Here is an 18955-nt window from a genome sequence, read left to right as displayed (position 1 = left end):
CCTTATCGTACATATTCCTGTTCTTTTGTAATTTGTTTTTCTTCTGCTTTACTTTCATTTTGATAGGCTCTTATCTGACCTAAAATAGACGGCTTATCCTCTGATTTTTGTGTAGTTTCTCCTTTACTATGAACATTATCTTCCACATCAAAGGTTGACTCAAAATAGTCGCTGTCCTTAAAGTCATTGTCATACCTATCAGAAATACCGTCATTATCGAGGTCTTTTGCAAGTGGATCATAAAAGTTACCTTCATCATCAATATCAAGCCCAAGTGCTACTTTTAAGTTCTCTGAATCTACATAGGTTAAATCTTCAAAAGAGGATAACTCAATTTCATTTTTCATATTCCTTAGAGCTTCATTCTCTCCCTTGTTTTCATAGTCAAAGCTCTCTGTCTTGATAGGAGTATCATCAATGTACTGTGTCCAAGTTTTCTCCTCTAAATTAAGCTCATATTGAATACTGTGTCTTTCATCCGGCGTGTTGGTATAGGCAATTCCTATATGCTTTAAGTCAGGATATAGAGCATCAAACTCATCGTAGCTATGATTTTCTTCATACTCTCTGTTACAAAAATCAATGATTGCCCTTTTTACATCTTCTACAAGAGGATTGTCATTTCTCTTTTCTTCCACATCACCCATATCAAGGAGCTTATTCAGTTCTGCCAAGCGAAGCACCTTACTCTTTAATTCATCAGCTTTTTCAAAAGGCTTTTTGAGTTCTTCTTTGGCATTTTCGAGCTGCTCTTTTGTACTTGTAAGCTTCTCCTCCAGTCTTTTCAGTTTTTCAGGCATTTTCTCAAGGGCATTATCAAGTCTTGTAATATTACCGTCTGCACTTGTTCCAAGCTCTCCTGAATGCTTTACAACACCATTTAGGCTGAAATCATGAGCATTGGTAAAGAAGTTATAGCTGACTTCCAAGTCCATATTTCTATACTTTCCTATAATCTTGCTTTCATTGATTTTTACGGTCTTGATAGCTTCAAGTAACTTTTCTCCCGCAATCTTTTTATCAAATATCTTCTCTCCCTTTATGGTTATCGAAGTGAATTTATTTTCGCCTTCTCCTTGTGGCTCAATCTCTGATATGTCTTTCTTTATAGCCTCAATTAACTTTTCCGTCCTTGCTATTTCTTCTGGATAGTTTTTAGCCACCTTGTCCTCCAGACGATAGCGATTTGACTTGTAGTTTACTTCCAACATTTTAAGTTTTGTAACCTCATTATCCAAGTCCATCTTTTCCTTAATCTTTGGATCACCAGTAGCTAACGCTTTTATCTCTGCATAGTTAAGTGAGCTTTCGTCCACATCTTCCGCCACTCTGACAGGTGTTTTGCTGGTCATTATCTGAGAAATGAATTTCTGCTTATTCTCTATGGTCTGCCAAAGGTACGCATCAAAGGTATTCTCCGTTACATAACGATAGATATTAACCTCTTTATTTTCATTTCCCTGACGAACAATTCTTCCTGCTCTCTGCTCTAAATCAGCAGGACGCCATGGGACATCTAAATCATGAAGTGCAATCAGCTTATTTTGAACATTCGTGCCGGCTCCCATTTTCTGTGTTGAACCGAGTAATATCCTCACATCTCCCTTTCTTACCTTTGCAAAGAGTTCGTCTTTTTGTTTATCCGAATTAGCTTCATGGATAAAGGCTATTTCTTCTTTTGGTATCCCCATTGCAACAAGTTTATCTCTAATATCATCATAGATATTAAACTCTCCATCGCCTTTTGGAGTTGACATATCGGAAAATAGAAGCTGTGTTGACCTATCTTCTTTTGTCTTATCCCAAATGGCAAACACATTTTTTACGCATACATTGACCTTGCTGTCAGGATTATCGGGTAGCAGAGGATTGATCAGTCTTTGGTCAAGAGCAAGTTTCTTGCCGTCATTGGTAATCTTCAGCATATTATCTTCATCAGGTTCTACCACTCTATTTCTAACATCATCAGCTCTTTCGGATAGGCTCTTTAGGATTTCCTTTTGCTCCTCACTCGGCAAGGTCTTAATAACTTCATAGTGTGCTTCAGGTGTTGGAAGATTAAGCATATCCGCTGTTTGAATATCTGCAACTTCCTTAAACATAGACATAAGCTCCGGCAGGTTATAGAACTTTGAAAATCTTGTTTTTACCCTATACCCTGTTCCCTCCGGAGATAATTCAAAGGCAGACTGTGTTTCACCAAAGGTAGAAGCCCAGCTATCAAAATGCTCCAGATTATTTTTCTTTAAGCTCTCATACTGAAGATAACGCTGCATAGTATAAAGCTCAGTCATAGAATTTGATACAGGCGTTCCTGTGGCAAAGACAATCCCTTTACCACCTGTCATTTCGTCCATGTATCTACACTTCATAAACATATCGGAAGACTTAAAGGCTTCAGACTGACCAATACCTGCTACATTCCTCATTTTTGTGTAAAGATAGAGATTTTTGTAGCCATGTGCTTCGTCGATAAAAAGCTTATCAACGCCTAATTCCTCAAAGGTTATGACATCATCTTTCTTAAAATCATCATTTAATTTTTCAAGCCTTGTTTCAAGTTTTTTCTTTGTCTTTTCAAGCTGTTTTACCGTAAAGTTCTGATTTCTATCATGCTTATATTCCTCAACATAGTTTATGATTTCATCAATCTGATCCTGAATATGCTTTTCCTGATATTTCTTACTCATCGGAATTTTTTCAAATTGCGTATGCCCGATAACAACGGCATCGTATTCTCCCGTCGCAATTCTACCGATGAAACGCTTACGGTTTTTCGGCTCAAAGTCTTTTTTATCTGCCACCATGATGTTAGCCGACGGATATAGCTGCATAAACTCACGACCGATTTGACCTGTCAGGTGATTCGGTACAACAAATAAAGACTTAGAACACATCCCAAGCCTTTTAGATTCCATTGCGGAAGCCACCATTTCAAAAGTCTTTCCACTACCTACCACATGAGCAAGCAGCGTATTTCCACCATACAAACTTCTTGCAATAGCATTTTTCTGATGAGGTCTTAAATCTATTTTCGTATTAATTCCCTCAAAAGATAGCTTACTTCCGTCATACTCACGATTTCGGATAGAGTTAAAACGCTCATTATACAGTTTTACAAGTCTGTTTCTTCTTTCCTGATCGTTAAATATCCAGTTTTTAAATTCTTCTTTTAGAAGCTCCTGCTTTTGCCCTGCAAGCATGGTTTCTTTTTTATTTAGCACAGAAGTTTTTGAGCCGTCTGAATTTACTATCTGGTCAAATACCTTTGTTTCTTTAAGGTTTAAGGCATCTTCAATCAGCTTATAGGCACTTACCCTTGATGTACCGTAAGTCATTTCAGCAAGGTCATTTCCTCTGTCTTTGCTTTTTCCCTCAATATTCCATTCGCTTGTGAGATTTGAAAATTTAACCTTAATATCCCATCTTGCCCAGCCCGGAGTTTTCAGTGTTTCAAAGATAAACTTTTCAATATCTTTTATCGGTATCCAAGTTGCACCAAGTCTTACATTGATTTCACTTGCTTCAAGCTCCTTTGGTAAAACTTTGGTAAGCTCTGCCTTTTGGTATTCCAATCGGTTCATCTCATAGCTTATCAGTTCTTTTTCTTTGCCATCTTCCGCATAGCCAAGATGAGGCAGCTCTCTTTCCTTTTGTCTCAGCTTAGAAAGATAACTGTCAACAATCGCAATCTTATCTCTGATATTTCCTGATAGGTACTCATCTTTTGTTACATAGCCATATTTATATGAATTGCTGCCATTTGCACAAGCAAAAGGTAAATCCCCATCTTCAGGGTTAAAGGATAATGGTCTATAAAAGTTTTGTTCCTCTCTGATATTTAGGTAAATTTCTCCCCTAAGTTCTTCTATCAAAGTCGGTCTGTCTTTTCCTGTAAGACTTCCCATATAGTCAAAGTCCACATAACCTTTTTCAGATATAGATAACACAAGAGCTTCAAGGGAAGTGTCTACATGGTCGATTGTCTTTGCCTTTGTGATTGTTCTTTTTGAGAAAATATCTCCCTTTGCCTTAAAGTTTTCTTCTTCATCAAGAATTTCAATGGAGGAAACAAGCGGGAAGTTACTATCTTCTTTTAAGGCTCTGGTGTTAGAAAGGTTATTGACATACCCATGCTTTTTAGAAAAACTGTCATAAACTTCATTTAACTTCTCCTGAGCTTTCCTTACTTCATCATCAGAAAAATCTTCCTTTTGCTTATAAATAACATCCTTTAAGGCGTTGTTCAGTTCAAGGTAGTCTTTAATCTTTTCCTTGTTTTTATCCGTTATTTCTTTCTTTACGAAAAGTGAGTTTTCTCTGTAATACACTTCATCATCAATAATGGTGTAGGAGAAATTCTTGACATCGTCCGTTGCGGGTATTGTGCTGATTTCATCATCAAGTAGCTCTATTTCTTCATACTTTGCATCTTTAGAGATTTCTTCACTTGCTTTTGCAAGTAATTCCTTTAAGTCCGTATTTTCTTTCGGTAGACAAGCAAGGGTATTTCCAAATCTTCCCGATACTTCCTCCATACTTCCAAGCACCATCTCAGCATGATCTACAAAGTATTTGTTATAGGTAAGACCATTTTCATCTTCAGCAAGGTGGATCCAGTCCTCATCTCTTTCTCTGATACTGTCCCTTTTCTTTAGGAATATAATATCTGAGGTTACTTCTGTTCCGGCTACGCCCTTAAAGGTATCATTTGGAAGTCTGATTGCCCCTAAAAACTCTGCTCTTGCTGCAAGGTATCGTCTGACACTTTCATCCTTTTTATCCATTGTGCCACTTGATGTGATAAAGGCGATAATACCACCATTTCTTACTTTATCAATGGACTTGGCGAAGAAATAATCGTGGATCAGGAAGTTATTTTTGTTATACTCCCTGTCATTTACCTTATATTCTCCAAAGGGAACATTTCCGATTGCTACATCAAAGAAGTTATTGGAAAAGGTAGTTTCTTCAAGTCCCTTAATCTGTATATCACTTTCAGGATATAGTAGATTTCCAATCCTACCGCTTATAGAATTAAGCTCTACACCATAAAACTTAGACCTACTCATTTCATCAGGAAGATTTCCTATAAAGTTTCCGATGCCCATACTTGGTTCAAGTATATTTCCACTCTTAAATCCCATACCTGTAAGTGTCCTATACACTCCGTCAATAACGGTTTTCGGTGTATAAAAGGCTGTTAAGGTTGACTCCCTTGCAGCTTCATATTCAGCTGGTGATAAATTTTCTTTTAAGAAGTTTCTTGCAACTTCCCATTGTCCCTCTTTACTTTCGTCAAATACATCAGCAAGTCCACCCCATCCGACATAATTTGCTAAAACTTCCTGAGCGATACTGTCAAGCTCTCGCTCTCCTTTTTCAATTCGATTAAGCATGGAAATTGCTTCAAGGTTATTATTTAATCTTTCACTTGGAGATAACTTTTCAGGCAGTGTTTCTTCCGTAATCTTGAAGTTATGAGCTTCTGCTTTCTTTAGTTCACTTTCTTTAACAATAGTTTCAGGCTTTTTATATGTCAGATTTTCAAATACCCTCTCAAGGTCGATTTCAAGATGATAAGGAATTACATCGGAGCCTGTTATCATGCCGCCAAGATATTCCATATTATCCTTAACCGTTACTGTCTTTAGATTATTTCCCATATCATCAAATCTTGTGATGGTATAGGCTTTGTCCTTGTATTTAACTTCGTCTCCAACGATAAAGTTTGGTCTTTCAATGCTTATCTGCTTTAATAAGCTCTCATTATCATCAAATGCTACAATTGGTATTTGATGGTTTCCACTTCTTACCGGATCAAGCCATAAGTCATTTCTTTCTGTGATTTGATTTTTAGCAATCTCTCTTACAGTATATTCTTCATGATTAAAATAGACGGTATCGCCCTCTTTAACTGCAAATTCATCTGAAAGGCTTTCCTTTTCTTCGTTAAGCTCTACTTCTTCTCTTTCTTTGAGGTAATCAAATAGCGTTCCTTGAACAGGTGTTACAGCTACTCTTTCTTCTACTTCTTCAGATATTTCAAGTTCTTCTTTATCTTCAAAGCTAAGCTCTCCGTTAAATATCGCTTGAAGCTCCTGCTCATCCATCTGCTTTTTAAGTTCCGTATCTTTAAGTTCTCTAAAGGTCTTTGGAAAATCTTCTAAAATTAGCCTCTGGGCATTTAACTCCTTTAATTCTTCAAGATTGAAATATCCCCATTCAGGCTCAAATCCTAACACAAGTCCAAAGGCATCACCGCTTTCCCTGTCATATTCCGTCATATACCAAGTCCAATTACTTCTAAACGGAATGATATATGCAGCATGAACTTGCTTGTCAGCTAATGCTACATCCTCCTGTGAATAAAGCTCAGGGACTCTTTCAAGCATTTCATCGGTCATTAGATTTTCAGGATCATCTTTAGAATAATATTGTGGTGCTTTTGCTTCTTCTATCTCTGACTTACTTTCTGTTTTCTTTTCTTCAAGATAAAGATTTTTAGAAAGCAGCTCCTCTATATGCTTTGCCACACTTGACCAAGTAAGGAACACATCATTACAATCATTCTTCTGTAATTTAAGTCCCTTTGCATCATGCCACTCATCACTTCCCATTGCACTTGATACTGCATGACTTCTTCCGCCGATGCCATATTCGTCTTTTAAGAAATTGGCTTTTTCCTGCAAAGTATGATTTTCTTTGAAAAACTTTGTAATTCTCTCTTTTCCCCTATCGACACCACTTCCTCTTGAAAGGCTTTCAAGAACTTCATCTTCTGTAATAAAGGGCTTTACTTTTGGACGCTCTGTCAGATTGGTACTATATTCCTTTCGTGGCAGCTCAAGTTCTTGCAACTTCTGATAAAGGCTATCTAGCTTGTGATAGTGAAACCTTAATACATTTCTGTTTTCTTTGTATCCTTCTAAAAACCTGCTGTATTCTTTGATTATCTCTTTCAGACATTCAGGATTTTTTAATGCTTCGGATAATCTTTTCGTTTCTTCCAGAAAACCTCTTCCACTTGTTTTCAATAGTTCAAAATATCCTTGTCCTTCTTCGCTTAAATCATGCGTTAGATACCATAAAGACTCTGAAATCCTATCTCTTTCATAATCAAGAGCCTCAGAAATCTCTACATTTGTAGCAAACTCCCCATTATCAAGAAGCTCATTTATCCTCTTTGCAGCATCACTCCAACTTAAAATTTGCGTATCATCTTCTCTTGACGATGTACCGTAAGCTAAATGAATGCCTTTATCCGAATACCAAGAAGATACTTCTCTTTCATCAATGTAAAATCCGTTTCCTCCTCTAAATCTATCTTTGAGGTATTCTCCCAATTCTCCATTACTTTTTCCTTTAGAAAACTCTGCAATAACAGGAAGTCTACTTCCATCGTGATTTCCTCCGTTAATAAGGGCAGTATCTATATCCCTCTGAGTTAATGGAATGGTAAGCCTCATCTGTCCATATGAATTTTCGGGTAAAGAAAAAGAAGCCTTATCAGCTTCTCTTATCTCTACCTCCGTATTATCTTTTAAATTTCCACTACTTCCTTGATCGTCATTTCCTTCAGAGCTGAAATCATCGCCCCATACTGCGGATCGTTCTTGTCCTCTATCTTCCAAGCTGTCATTAGTTTCGGCTTCTCCGTTCTCATAAATTCTATCGCCTGTTTCTGAATATCCATCAGGTGCTTGGTCAGTTTCTTCTCTTTGTATAAATCCACTAACATCTCGAAGTAGCTCTGCTCCTCGCTCTGTGAAAGGTAAGTGAGCCTCATCACTGCGTAGGTCGGATTCGGATACTCCCTTATGAAGTCCGTCTGTTCCTCCAAGCTGTTTAGCGTATTCTCCCTGATTTTCTCTATTATCTCGTCCGTACTCTCCAGTTCTGAGAACTCGCTCGTTTTCATTTCTTTCCTGATCATCTCGTCGAAGTACATCATTATCTCCTTTCGCAATTTCTTCTTTAATCCTATTATATCCTGCTTCTTTACCTCTTAAAACTTCTTTTTTAAGCTCAAGCTCTTTGCTTTTTTGAATGGTTTCATCAATAATCTTTCCGCTAATATCCGATACGGTTTCACCTAAGCTCATAAGGGAAATGCTATCAAGCATTGCAAAGTTTTCCTTTAGAAGCTCATTATCCATAGGATAGTCTACCTTAAATCTTGAAGCTACTGCATAACTCACTGAGTCTCTCACAAATTTAGTAAAGGATATTCTATCTTCATCAGCTATTCTAAGCTCATTCATAAGGCTATCTATCTTTTCATCTCCGTAAAGCCTGCTTAAAGAAAAGATATTTTCTAAGGTGCTTTCACTTTCCTCATAGCCCTCATTTTTTATCATTTCCTTTAAGACATCCCTATGAGCTTCCTTATCAAATCTCCAAAGATTGACCTCATTGACATCCCTGTTTCTTGAAACCGTCTGACTTATATCAAATATATATGCCACTTTTTTGTATGTGCCATAGTCCTCTAAAATGGGGATACCTTTTTGTCCCCTCATAACAGTACGGTTAAAGCGTTCCCTCCAATAGTCGAACTTGGCACAGGCTGTCGCTTCAGAATTTCTATCATAGATACTTAACTGACTTCTAAAGTCGTATCTTTGATTATTTCCGACAACCTTTAAGAGCTTCAAGTATTCTGCTTCACTTCGCAAAACATCTTGTTTTACAAGCTCCAAAATGTTATGAAAATCATTTATTCGCATTTTTACCTCCTTCTTTTTTCCAAACAAAAAAGGTGGTTAGATTTTACTCTAATCACCTTTTGATTCTGTGTATTGCAACTTAATTCTATTCATTCAATTCCCAATGACCATTTTTCCCTTTACCAACATACTTAATATTAGGAATGTCTTTTATATATCTTGTAATGGTTTTTTCACTAACGCCTAATACCACAGCTATATCTTTACGGCTCACTCTATTGTCCCCTTTAATCATATCTTTGATTATGTTTTCAATTTCTTCGAGGGACATTCGAGAGACATCTTGAGGGACATCTTGAGGGACATTCCCTCCACCAACTTTTTGTGTCGCTATCTTCTTTAGAGGAATAATCGTCCTGAATATATCCCCCTCCTCAAATAGCGGGTTTTCTCCTGAATAAAGCTGTGTGTACTTGTAGGTATTTCGCATTCCTGAACCAAGTTCATCCGCAAGACCTATTTCTCTGAAAACTTTAGATATAGCAGGATTTTTGGGAAATGGCTCAAACTTCTGCAAATCTAAAGCTCCCATTCCATGAGCCAAGTTGCTGTTTTCAACCGTAATCCTCTGATCGTCAATAATCATCTTTGCAGGAAAACCACTTGAATAATCTCTATGAGCTAGCGTATTGGAAACTATTTCTCTGAGTATCCTATCTCTTGCGTTGACATTTACAATTCCGTCCAAGACAAATAAATCATTCAAATGCTTCTGTCCAAATTCTATAAGTCTGTCATAGCTATCAATCAGATTTGTTATGACAACATCTCTATCGTCATATCTATCCTTGTTTTCAACTCTAAATATCGCATCAGTTTTATGCTGTGGAAGAACGGACATAATAGAGTTGTCTTTTCCAAATAACAAAATAGCAGCTAATGTAATTCCTTCACGCTTTGTTTCCGGATCTGTCAGAATGAGATTTGCACTTCTAAGAAGCTCCTCATTACTCATATTTTTCCAAACATGATTTTTATTTCGGGAAACAGCCATTTTCTTAGCCTTATCAATGACAGAAGCATCAAGAAAATCAATATCGAGATTCGGATATACTTTATTCACAAAATAGCTTCCTTGCTTTCTTGCATATAGCTTATAGACAAGTTCTGCATGGTCCGTGATATTGATGTCTCCTTCATAAGACCTATCCCAAATTCTTCCGTTATGTCTGCATACCTGATAACCTTCAGGAACTCTGATATAAATAACTTGTTTTCCCTCAATTTCAAAAGTTTCCGGTAGCAAATAAAGTGGTGGATACATCTTTTGCGAATTGTTGATTGCCGTAGTAAATTCCTTAATCACTTTATCAACTTTGTCTTTGCTAACACCAACAATCTCTCTTTTATCATTTACACCAAGTAAAATATGTCCTCCATTTCTATTATTGAAAGAACATACTGTATCAAAGACATCTTTGGTTAAAGCATTTTTTGATTCTTTAAATTCGACATCTATCTTTTCTCCGACTTGAATTAACTTCTTTATTTCATCTATCGTCATATAGTCATTTCACCACCTTTACTTCTTAATGTTTTCTTCGATAAAAACATTGGAATTTTGAATTTCAACTCTATCTTTATTGACTACAAAAGTAACATAGTCCCCATTTTCTAAATTCAAAAGTTCTCTAATCCTCTTTGGAATAGTAACCTGTCCTTTTGACATAACTTTAGCAGTATCCATAAATATATCTTTCATGCCTAATTCCTTTCGCCCTACTTTTCCTACAAAAGATTATAGCACTTTTAAGATATTTTTTCTACTCTGAGATTAGTCCCTACTTATTTGCTATATGTCAGAACAGCTTCTTTTATCTCATTTTCAATCGCTTCTAAAAAATCCTCTTTTGAAGATTTCCCCTGAGCAATATCTGATAGCTCCATTTCCCACTTTGCAGTAGTTTCCGCCGACTTAAAATTATCAGCTACAATCGTTACAAGGCTAATTCCTTTATGTGTAGCTATAAGATTTTTCTTATCCCTTTCTATAAATCCCTTAAAAATTAGATTTTCTATAATTCCTGCCCTTGTTGCAGGTGTTCCAAGTCCTTTTCTTTCCACTTCTACACCTTTTTCTAAGGCTTCATTTCCTGCAATCTCCATAGACTTTAGAAGCGTATCTTCAGTAAAGTGCTTCGGAGGTTGGGTATATTTTTCTTTAACTTCCTTACTTTCAATAGCAAGTACATCCCCTACACTTACATCCGGCAAAACTATATCTCCACTTTTTTTAGTCATATATTCTTTCAAATACTTGCTAAACCCCTCATCTTTAATTACCTTACCGGTACTTGTAAATTCAAAGCCGTCAAATAAAACTACAATCTTTGTTGTGTTTTCCACTAATGGATAGCCCACACTTGCGTGAAGCTTATTAAAAATAAGCCTATATACCTTTGCTTCACTCTCAGGAAAACCTGATAAATCTTCACTCAGCGAGCTTACTGTCGGGATAATCGCATGATGATCTGTAACCTTTTTTGAGTTAAACACCGTCTTGATACGCTCTGTATCAAAGTCGTTCTTTCCTAAAATATTATTGACCGTACTCACAATCATATCTTCTGTTAAACATCTGCTATCCGTTCTTGGGTAAGTGATGAGCTTTTTCTCATATAGACTTTGAGCATAATCAAGCGTCTGCTTGGCACTATATCCAAAATACTTATTGCACTCTCTTTGAAGTGTTGTAAGGTCAAAAGGTAAATCAGGCTTAGTGATTTTTTCTTTTTGAATGACATCGGTAATTTCAATCTTATCGCCTACTAAATTTAAAAGTTGCTCTGCTGCTATTTCATCATCAATTCTATCAGTCGAAAGTCTAAAGCCATCCATAGATAGCTCCACTGTATAGTATTTTTCTTTCTTAAAATTTGCTATCTCATCATCTCTTTTTACAATCATGTCAAGGGTAGGTGTCTGCACTCTGCCAACACTGTAATTTTGCTTATACAGACAAGAATATAACCTACTAATGTTCATTCCGACTAACCAGTCCGCAACGGCTCTTGCCTGTGCCGATTCAAAGAGATTTTCATAGTCCTTTCCGTCTTTTAGATGATCAAATCCCTCTTTAATGGCACTATCTTCCATTGAAGAAATCCAAAGGCGTTTCATCTTCTTTTTGCAATTTGTCTGATTATATACCAATCTAAAAATTGCTTCTCCCTCACGCCCAGCATCACAAGCATTGATAACCATATCAATCTCTTTATCATTCGTAAGCTTTTTAAGGATGTTAAACTGCTTTTTAGTAGACTTTGCCACCTCATACTTGTATTCGCTTGGAATAATCGGTAAATCAGCCATATTCCACTTGGCATACTTTTTATCGTAAGCATCCGGATTTGCCATCTGAATTAAATGACCAACACACCAAGAAACCCTATATCCATTTCCCTCATAATATCCGTCTTTCTTTTTATTTGCTCCAATAACCTTTGCAATGGAGATTGCAACACTTGGCTTTTCTGCAATGACTAACTTCATTTCTATACTTCCTCCTATTTTCAATATAAGAGGGCGAAAGATATTACTCTCCCGCCCTTGATTTCGCACCAAATACTGTATTATTTTTGGTGCAGCATTACTGCTCATCTTCTACTTCATCTACATCATTTGTTTCTTCTTCGCTTTCAGCTTCAGAAAAGAAATCATCATCTTCTTCCTCTAATGCTTCAAGCTCCTTATCTTCTTTCTTTTTTACAACCTTAAAGTAGTATCCTGCTCCCAATGCTCCGCCTACAACAAGAAGCAGAATAATATATGTTCCTAAATTACTCTTTTCTTCTTTTTTCTCAGGCTTTACTTCTTCCTTTACAGGTTCTTCTTTTACAATCTCCTGCTTTGGAGCTTCTTTTTTCTCTACCATGTTAAGCAAATCATCTTCGGATACTTCTGTAAGAAGCATTACATTCTCACTATTCTCATCGTGGTTGATGATAAGATGAAAAGTCTTACCGTTTTTCGTTTGAAAGGTAATAAACTGCCTTGCATCGGCTGAATACATATCCGTTTCTTTGTTATCGCTGCTATCTCCATGATGAATCGGATAATCATTATTCGCATTGTCCTTATTTTCCGTAACAGTTCCTCTTGCCTTTGACGGAGCGGAAGCTACACCCTTATTGGTATTTACACTTTTACTTGCAGCATCCATAGATGAATCCTTACCGCTGTTATTAGCAGGTGCTTTTGCTGTCAGCTTATTGGGATAACGAACTTCCTTTTCTTTCTCCTTTACTTCTGTTTTGCTTGTATCCTTTGTAGTATTACCTGAGCTTACTGTATCAGATGAACCTTTACCGGAACTACTTACAGAAGTCTGTGGTGTTTGAGGAGAAATGCCTGAGCTTGTCTTAATTCCCGAAATCGGACTAATCGGTGTAATTGACTGTGATGTTACAGGAGCTTTATTTGTTTCCGCAGCCTTTTTTTCAAGCTCTTTAACCTTGTCAGTCAGCTTATCTATTTCCTTTTTCATATCTTCGGATAAGTCCTTATTTCCCTTATCTTTCTTCATTTTTTCTTTCAGACTTTCAATCTCATCTTCAAGGTCTTTGATTTTTTCTTTCTGCTTATCGCTTAGTTTGTCTTTATCCTTGATTTCACCATTTAACTTATCAAGTTTTTCCTGAAGCTCCTTAGCCTCTTTTTCCATTTTTGAAATATCGTCTTTAGAAAGCTCTGTCTGCGTTCCCTTATTTTCCGTCTTTTTATCTTCCGTCTGCGTGCTTGTGTCCTGCTTTGGCTTTTCTTCTTCTGTTTGAGTTTGTTTATCTTTAAGCTCAGTCTTTGCTACCTTACGGATAATCTCATCATTTCCATCTCCCTTTACTTCATAAAATAGAAATTCATCAATAAATTTCATATCATCAGGGAGCATTGGAAGATCTCCGCTATCAAGAAGCTGTCCTTTCTCAGCCTTTATCTTTTCTTCCTTAAAGACCTTTTCATCTTCAAAGATATACTTTACATTTACTTCAACTTCCGTTTGGACAGCTTCGTTTTTTGTAGGAGCTTCAGATCTTTGCTCCTGAGCGTAAACAACCGTCCAAAGTCCTAAAATACAGCTAATACTTACAATTACTGCAAGTGCTGCTGTCCAAAACTTATTATTCTTTTTCAAACTGGTTTTCATTTGTCCTCTCCTTTTTCAGTTCTGCTTTTTCTCTGTTTACCTTTGCCATCAAATCAGAAATTGTGATGTTGTTCTTTCTGCAAATGGCAATGATTTCTTCATTTTCAAGTTCTTCTTCACGAATAAATAAAGGCTCCAATTCTTCATCAATCAGAGCCTTTTTATCCTTTAACTTCTTTATTCTGTTTTTTACTGCTGTCAGTTCTTTTTTCACATTGTTCCCTCCTTATCTGTTTACATTTGGCGGAAAGCCAAAGCCTACCGGATGGTGTTTACAAAAAGTCGCAATCCAATCATCTAAGGTAGTTACTCTTATATAACCGATGTTATCAATAACCTTACCGTCCCCGATGTAGATTCCGACATGACCATAAGTAAGTCCTGCTGTGCTTCCGCTACTGCTGCTTTCTACCGCTACAAGCATTCCTACCTTGAGCTTTGATCTGTCGGATGTAAAGGTATAGTTTCGATACATATCATTAGCGTTTCCTCCGATATATCCAAGTCCTGCATTTTGGTAAACTTGCGATACCCACATAGCACACCAGCCTGCACCCGGAGATGGTGTAATATATGCAGCATTAACAATCTTCTTTTGAATCTCCGTAGATGCCTCATATTCTTTTCCACCACCTACACCGCCATTTGCACTGATAAGGTCAGAATTTCCAAAGACTTCTCCCATATTTCCTTGAGCAAGGAATAAGGCTTCATAGTGTTTTAGATTATCTGGATAGTTTGCAAAGACCTGTCGGATAATGCTGTCCATCTCCCTTTTATGAAGCGTTACAATGAGCTTTTTATACTCATAAGGCTCTTCGTGGCTTTCGGTATATTTATTGCCATCTTCATCGGTATAGGTTTCTGTAACTGTCCTGTATCTGATTTCAATTTCTTCCCTGTACTCAAGGTCATACATGGACTCAAACAATTCTTTTAATATGGTTTCTACTTCCGATACACTCTTTACCTCTCCGCACCTTGATGTAATGTAGGATAAAAGCTCATGGACATTATGACCGATGTACTCTGTGTTGTTTAAGATATATTCATCATATCCGGGATAATTTTCTTCTACATGATCAACTTCACTTTGAAGCTCACTCTCCATATCAGAAAACTTCTGATTGATTTCACTTAGAACATTTGGCTTTGATAAATAGCTTGTTGTAAGGACAGAGCTTGTAGAGTTCATAAAGCCTGTCATGCCTGTTCCTGCAAAGTTAATCACAAAAGTTCCTAAGATGATGATACCTACGAAGATAAGCATTAGTCCTTTGGCTTTTCGGATAATCATATCCTTTGAGCTTTTCAGTGTTCCGATAAGCCCCTCTTTAATCCGATCTCTGAGTCTTGACTTATTCTCACGAGAAATCGCTGCCTTTACCTGATTTTTCTTTTGAAATCTTTTATAGGCACTTGCTCTTTTATACTCATCTGTCTTTTTCAGCTCCTCTTTGGCATCACGAAACTCCAACTTGGATTTACGCTTTCTGATTTTATAGTCCTTATTTGTAAGGTCATATCCTTTTTTAGCTCTTTTCTTATCTGAGTATCTCTTAATATCATGAATGAGCTTGGAACTTGCGTCCGCCGTCTTTTCTCCTGCTTCTACGCCTTGATTTTCATCGCTTCCATGAGAAAGGTAATCTCTTACGGTTTCACTTCCTTTAGCAAGTCCTGACAGGGCAGACACTTTTACCATATCTTTCTTTACCTTTTTCTTTTGGTCTTTTGATAAGCTGATATTTTCTTTTTCGCCTGCAACATCTTTCCCCGTCTTTTTACCTTCAGGCTTATTCTCTTTTGGTACATCGTCCTTTTTTCTTGTATAGAGGCTTTCGGAATAGTTTTTCCTTTTATACTTATTCTTTTGAGCCTTATGATTTTTAGAGGGATTTTCTAATGATTTTTCTTTTTGAGGTAGATTATCCTCTACATCATAGGTTGATTCAAAGTAGTCGCTGTCCCTAAAATCATTATCGTATCTGTCTATGATTCCATCATTATCAAGGTCTTGTCCTAAAAAATCATAGATTTTCCCGTTCTTTACCTCAGTATCATAGTCAGCCTTTCCTGCTTCATTTACACTTCCCTTATCAGAAGCTCTATGCTTTGTATTTCTTTTGGAAGTCCCCTGTGCTTGCTCATTATCAGAGCTTACCTTACTTATCTTTTCATGTACCTTATCCTGAAATCTTTCTTTATCATGGACGATTTTTCCTCTGTAATCATCGCTATGCTTTAGCTTACTTTCTTCAGGTACGGAGCTTGTTTCAGTTTTTAGCATTTCTCTTTCAAGGCTTGCCTTATGTCTTTCTCTAAAATCTTTTTTCAGCTTCCCATCCATAAGCTACCTCACTTCTTCAGGCTTGGTAGTCATCTTCTGATAAAGAATAGTATCTTTCGGAAATTTATCAAGGAAAGGCACAATGGTATTTCCAAAGAATAAGAGTCCCTCGCCCTCATTGGAGTTAGTTACATACCGAAGCTGTGGAAGTGAGATTTTAAGTTTTCTTGCTAAGATTTCTCTATCTCCCGAAGCCTGATTTAGCATTAAGACAAAGTCCGTATTATCAAAGATGTTTTCTATCTCCTTACTCATAAGCAGGTCTTTGACATTCTGCGTGATACCCGTCGGGATACCTCCCCATTTTCTGAAACGCTTCCATATCTCAACCGAGTATGAAGCTGTCTGCTCATCTTTTAAGAGCAAGTGAAACTCATCTATATAGTACCTTGTAGCCTTGTTTCCTCTGTTTTGCGATACCTTATTCCACACCTGATCCTGAATGACAAGCATACCGATTTTTTTAAGCTGGCTTCCAAGCTCTTTAATATCAAAGCACAGCAGCTTCTTATTTAAGTCCACATTTGACCTGTGATTAAAGACATTAAGAGAACCTGATACATATATTTCCATCTCCGTTGCCAGCTTCTTACCGACCTTTTCTTCCTGCCCTTTTAACATATCGTATAGGTCTTGAAGAATCGGCATATTGTCAGGAGTCGGATTTTCAAAATACTTTTCATAAATTTTAGGAAGGCATCTATCTATAACCGACTTTTCTTCTGCTGTAAGTCCGCTTCCTCCAACTACAAGTTCAAGCATGGACATAATGAAATTTGCCTTGTCTTTAAGAGGTGCATCTCCATCGCCATAGTTCATGTTTATATCAAGGGGATTTAAGTAGTCTTTTGACTTACTGCTGACCTTTATCACTTCTCCCTTAAACTGTCTTACAAGGTTTCCATACTCTCCCTCCGGATCGCAGATAATAACATCATCGTCAGTTACCAAGATAGCATTTGCCATTTCACGCTTTGCAGAAAATGACTTACCACTTCCGGGAGTTCCTAAAATTAAACCGTTTGGATTTTTGAGTTTCTTCCTGTCCGCCATAATCAGGTTATGACTCAAAGCGTTTAGTCCATAGTACAGGCTGTTACTTGAATTGATAAAAAGCTCCTCTGTGGTAAATGGCATAAAGACTGCTGTTGATGAACTTGTCAGTCCTCTATCTATTTCAATCTTATTTATCCCAAGAGGCAACACACTCACTAAGCCTTGTTCCTGCGTATGGTCAAGTCTTTTCAATTTACAGTTATGCTTGTTTGCAATGGAGCTTATCTGAGCGATGGTGTTATCGAGCTTTTGAATTGTCCTTGCAAAGTTCATAAAGACAATACTTACCACAAACATACGCTCATCTCTTGTCTGCAAATCTTTTAATAGGCTCTTTACATCTTCTCCGTAGGTAATTAAATCACTTGGAAGAATATCCATATCATAGCCTGACCTTACCGCCTTTTTGTTTTCTTCAATTCTCATCTTATCAATATCGGTGTTTTTTCGTTTTACCATCTTGATGGCTTCTGACTGGTCGATTGCCTTAATATGAAAAGAGATATTGATGTTATCATCAATATCCAAAAACTCAGATAGCATACGGTCTGAAAGCTCACTTGCAAGGATTTGAAAATGACTTGTTGCTCCGATAAACTTCCCAAACTTAAAATACCTTGAAGGTATAAAGTTAAATTCATCAGGCACGATATATGTCTTGGTACTCTCCTTTTTCTTCAGGTCTTTGTAGGAAAACTCAAAGGTCTTATTCGGATTTAATATATCGTGAAGTATCTTTAGTCTTTCTTCTCCGGTAAGGCTTTCAGCTCTTACCCCCATGCTTTTGAGATTAGATAATATATCTATCTCCAGTCTTTCAAGTTTTGATGTAGCCTGCTCTAAATTATCCGCTTCTACTGTAAAGGTTACATACTTTGATTTTTTCAGTCCGTTATTTCCCTTTACAATCTGACTTTTTAGCATCTCTCTAAACTCAAGTCGTATATCATCAAATCCGTCCCCTTTATCCGGTATCTGAATTGCCGATTTCATTTCTTCATTTCGTCCAAGCTGGTTGATGTAGGAAAACTCAATGCTGACACTTGGATCAAAGGAATTTAAGAAATTTGCAAACTGATTAAAAATCAAATCCCTATCTTCGTCTAAGGCAAGCTGATAGTTAATGTCCTGAAAGGCTATGCTTTTACTGAAGTGCCTTTCATCGAGCTGACATATCCCGCTTTTTAAGAGTCTAAGATAGGAAATGGTATCTTCAACAGTGTATCTTTTCGGCTCTTTCTTAAAAATAAGGTCAAGTATACTACTGTCTTTTTTAATCTTTCCCTTATTTTGCTTTAAGTCCCGCTTTTGACTTCTCAGTGCCTTTTCGTTTTGCGTGAGTTTTATTTGCTGAATTTTTCTTTTCTTGTTCAAGGTAAACCTCCTTTCTCACTCTCTTTTGTGGTTGATAGAATTTATGCAAATAGATGTGCTTAAAATATTTCTCAAAGGTCAGTCCGTCCTTTTCAAAAAGTGTGATAAAAAAGATTGGAAGTGTGGACACAATCAGAAATATGACAGCTATATCGTTTGGTACTACCTTTCTCATAAATAAATAGACCGGTATTCCAACAAGCCCTGCAATGGTAAATCCTATGAGCTGCCTTTTCGTTAAGTTAAATGCTACCTTTGTCTTAACTTTCTTTAAGTCCTTTGGGATTGGTACATACGCCATAA

The 18955-nt window shown here is 36.9% G+C and carries 9 protein-coding genes; all 9 read right to left on the bottom strand.

What is annotated here, in order from left to right; all coding sequences use genetic code 11:
• Nucleotides 1-2 precede the first annotated feature (2 nt).
• The 9 genes from CHF41_RS05825 to CHF41_RS05785 all read right to left on the bottom strand — a co-directional run bounded on the left by CHF41_RS05825 (nucleotide 3) and on the right by CHF41_RS05785 (nucleotide 18953).
• A complete protein-coding gene (locus CHF41_RS05825) occupies nucleotides 3-8729 on the bottom strand; it encodes a helicase-related protein (protein ID WP_119876401.1) in 8727 nt (2908 codons plus the stop codon).
• Between the two features lie 85 nt (nucleotides 8730-8814).
• Entirely contained in the window at nucleotides 8815-10233 is a 1419-nt protein-coding gene (locus tag CHF41_RS05820; RefSeq protein WP_119876400.1) for an AlbA family DNA-binding domain-containing protein, read from the bottom strand.
• Nucleotides 10234-10251: 18 nt separating this feature from the next.
• The gene (locus tag CHF41_RS05815) at nucleotides 10252-10431 is read right to left on the bottom strand and encodes an AbrB/MazE/SpoVT family DNA-binding domain-containing protein (protein ID WP_006268472.1); all 180 of its coding nucleotides are present in this window, start codon (nucleotides 10429-10431) and stop codon (nucleotides 10252-10254) included.
• An 83-nt stretch (nucleotides 10432-10514) separates the two neighbouring features.
• Nucleotides 10515-12221, bottom strand: coding sequence for a DNA topoisomerase 3 (locus tag CHF41_RS05810; RefSeq protein ID WP_119877147.1), 1707 nt, complete (start codon nucleotides 12219-12221; stop codon nucleotides 10515-10517).
• A gap of 97 nt (nucleotides 12222-12318) precedes the next feature.
• The gene (locus CHF41_RS05805; protein ID WP_119876399.1) at nucleotides 12319-13872 is read right to left on the bottom strand and encodes a CD1107 family mobile element protein; all 1554 of its coding nucleotides are present in this window, start codon (nucleotides 13870-13872) and stop codon (nucleotides 12319-12321) included.
• Entirely contained in the window at nucleotides 13847-14086 is a 240-nt protein-coding gene (locus CHF41_RS05800) for a hypothetical protein (RefSeq protein WP_000711921.1), read from the bottom strand. The genes CHF41_RS05805 and CHF41_RS05800 overlap by 26 nt, the downstream gene beginning before the upstream one ends.
• 12 nt (nucleotides 14087-14098) lie before the next feature.
• Entirely contained in the window at nucleotides 14099-16222 is a 2124-nt protein-coding gene (locus CHF41_RS05795) for a CHAP domain-containing protein (protein WP_119876398.1), read from the bottom strand.
• Between the two features lie 3 nt (nucleotides 16223-16225).
• Entirely contained in the window at nucleotides 16226-18652 is a 2427-nt protein-coding gene (locus tag CHF41_RS05790; RefSeq protein WP_119876397.1) for a VirB4-like conjugal transfer ATPase, CD1110 family, read from the bottom strand.
• Nucleotides 18564-18953 (bottom strand): PrgI family protein, encoded by a 390-nt coding sequence (locus CHF41_RS05785; RefSeq protein WP_119876396.1) that lies wholly within the window; start codon nucleotides 18951-18953, stop codon nucleotides 18564-18566. The genes CHF41_RS05790 and CHF41_RS05785 overlap by 89 nt, the downstream gene beginning before the upstream one ends.
• Between the last annotated feature and the right edge of the window lie 2 nt (nucleotides 18954-18955).

It is taken from the genome of Streptococcus respiraculi (assembly GCF_003595525.1).
Lineage (GTDB): Bacteria > Bacillota > Bacilli > Lactobacillales > Streptococcaceae > Streptococcus > Streptococcus respiraculi.
This window is presented reverse-complemented; position numbering and strand designations above follow the sequence as displayed.

Excerpts from the sequence above, each read along its gene's own strand:
- CHF41_RS05805 (WP_119876399.1), bottom strand. The coding sequence starts at position 13,872 with ATGAAAACCAGTTTGAAAAAGAATAATAAGTTTTGGACAGCAGCACTT.
- CHF41_RS05825 (WP_119876401.1), bottom strand. The coding sequence starts at position 8,729 with ATGCGAATAAATGATTTTCATAACATTTTGGAGCTTGTAAAACAAGAT.
- CHF41_RS05810 (WP_119877147.1), bottom strand. The coding sequence starts at position 12,221 with ATGAAGTTAGTCATTGCAGAAAAGCCAAGTGTTGCAATCTCCATTGCA.
- CHF41_RS05815 (WP_006268472.1), bottom strand. The coding sequence starts at position 10,431 with ATGAAAGATATATTTATGGATACTGCTAAAGTTATGTCAAAAGGACAG.
- CHF41_RS05795 (WP_119876398.1), bottom strand. The coding sequence starts at position 16,222 with ATGGATGGGAAGCTGAAAAAAGATTTTAGAGAAAGACATAAGGCAAGC.
- CHF41_RS05785 (WP_119876396.1), bottom strand. The coding sequence starts at position 18,953 with ATGGCGTATGTACCAATCCCAAAGGACTTAAAGAAAGTTAAGACAAAG.
- CHF41_RS05820 (WP_119876400.1), bottom strand. The coding sequence starts at position 10,233 with ATGACGATAGATGAAATAAAGAAGTTAATTCAAGTCGGAGAAAAGATA.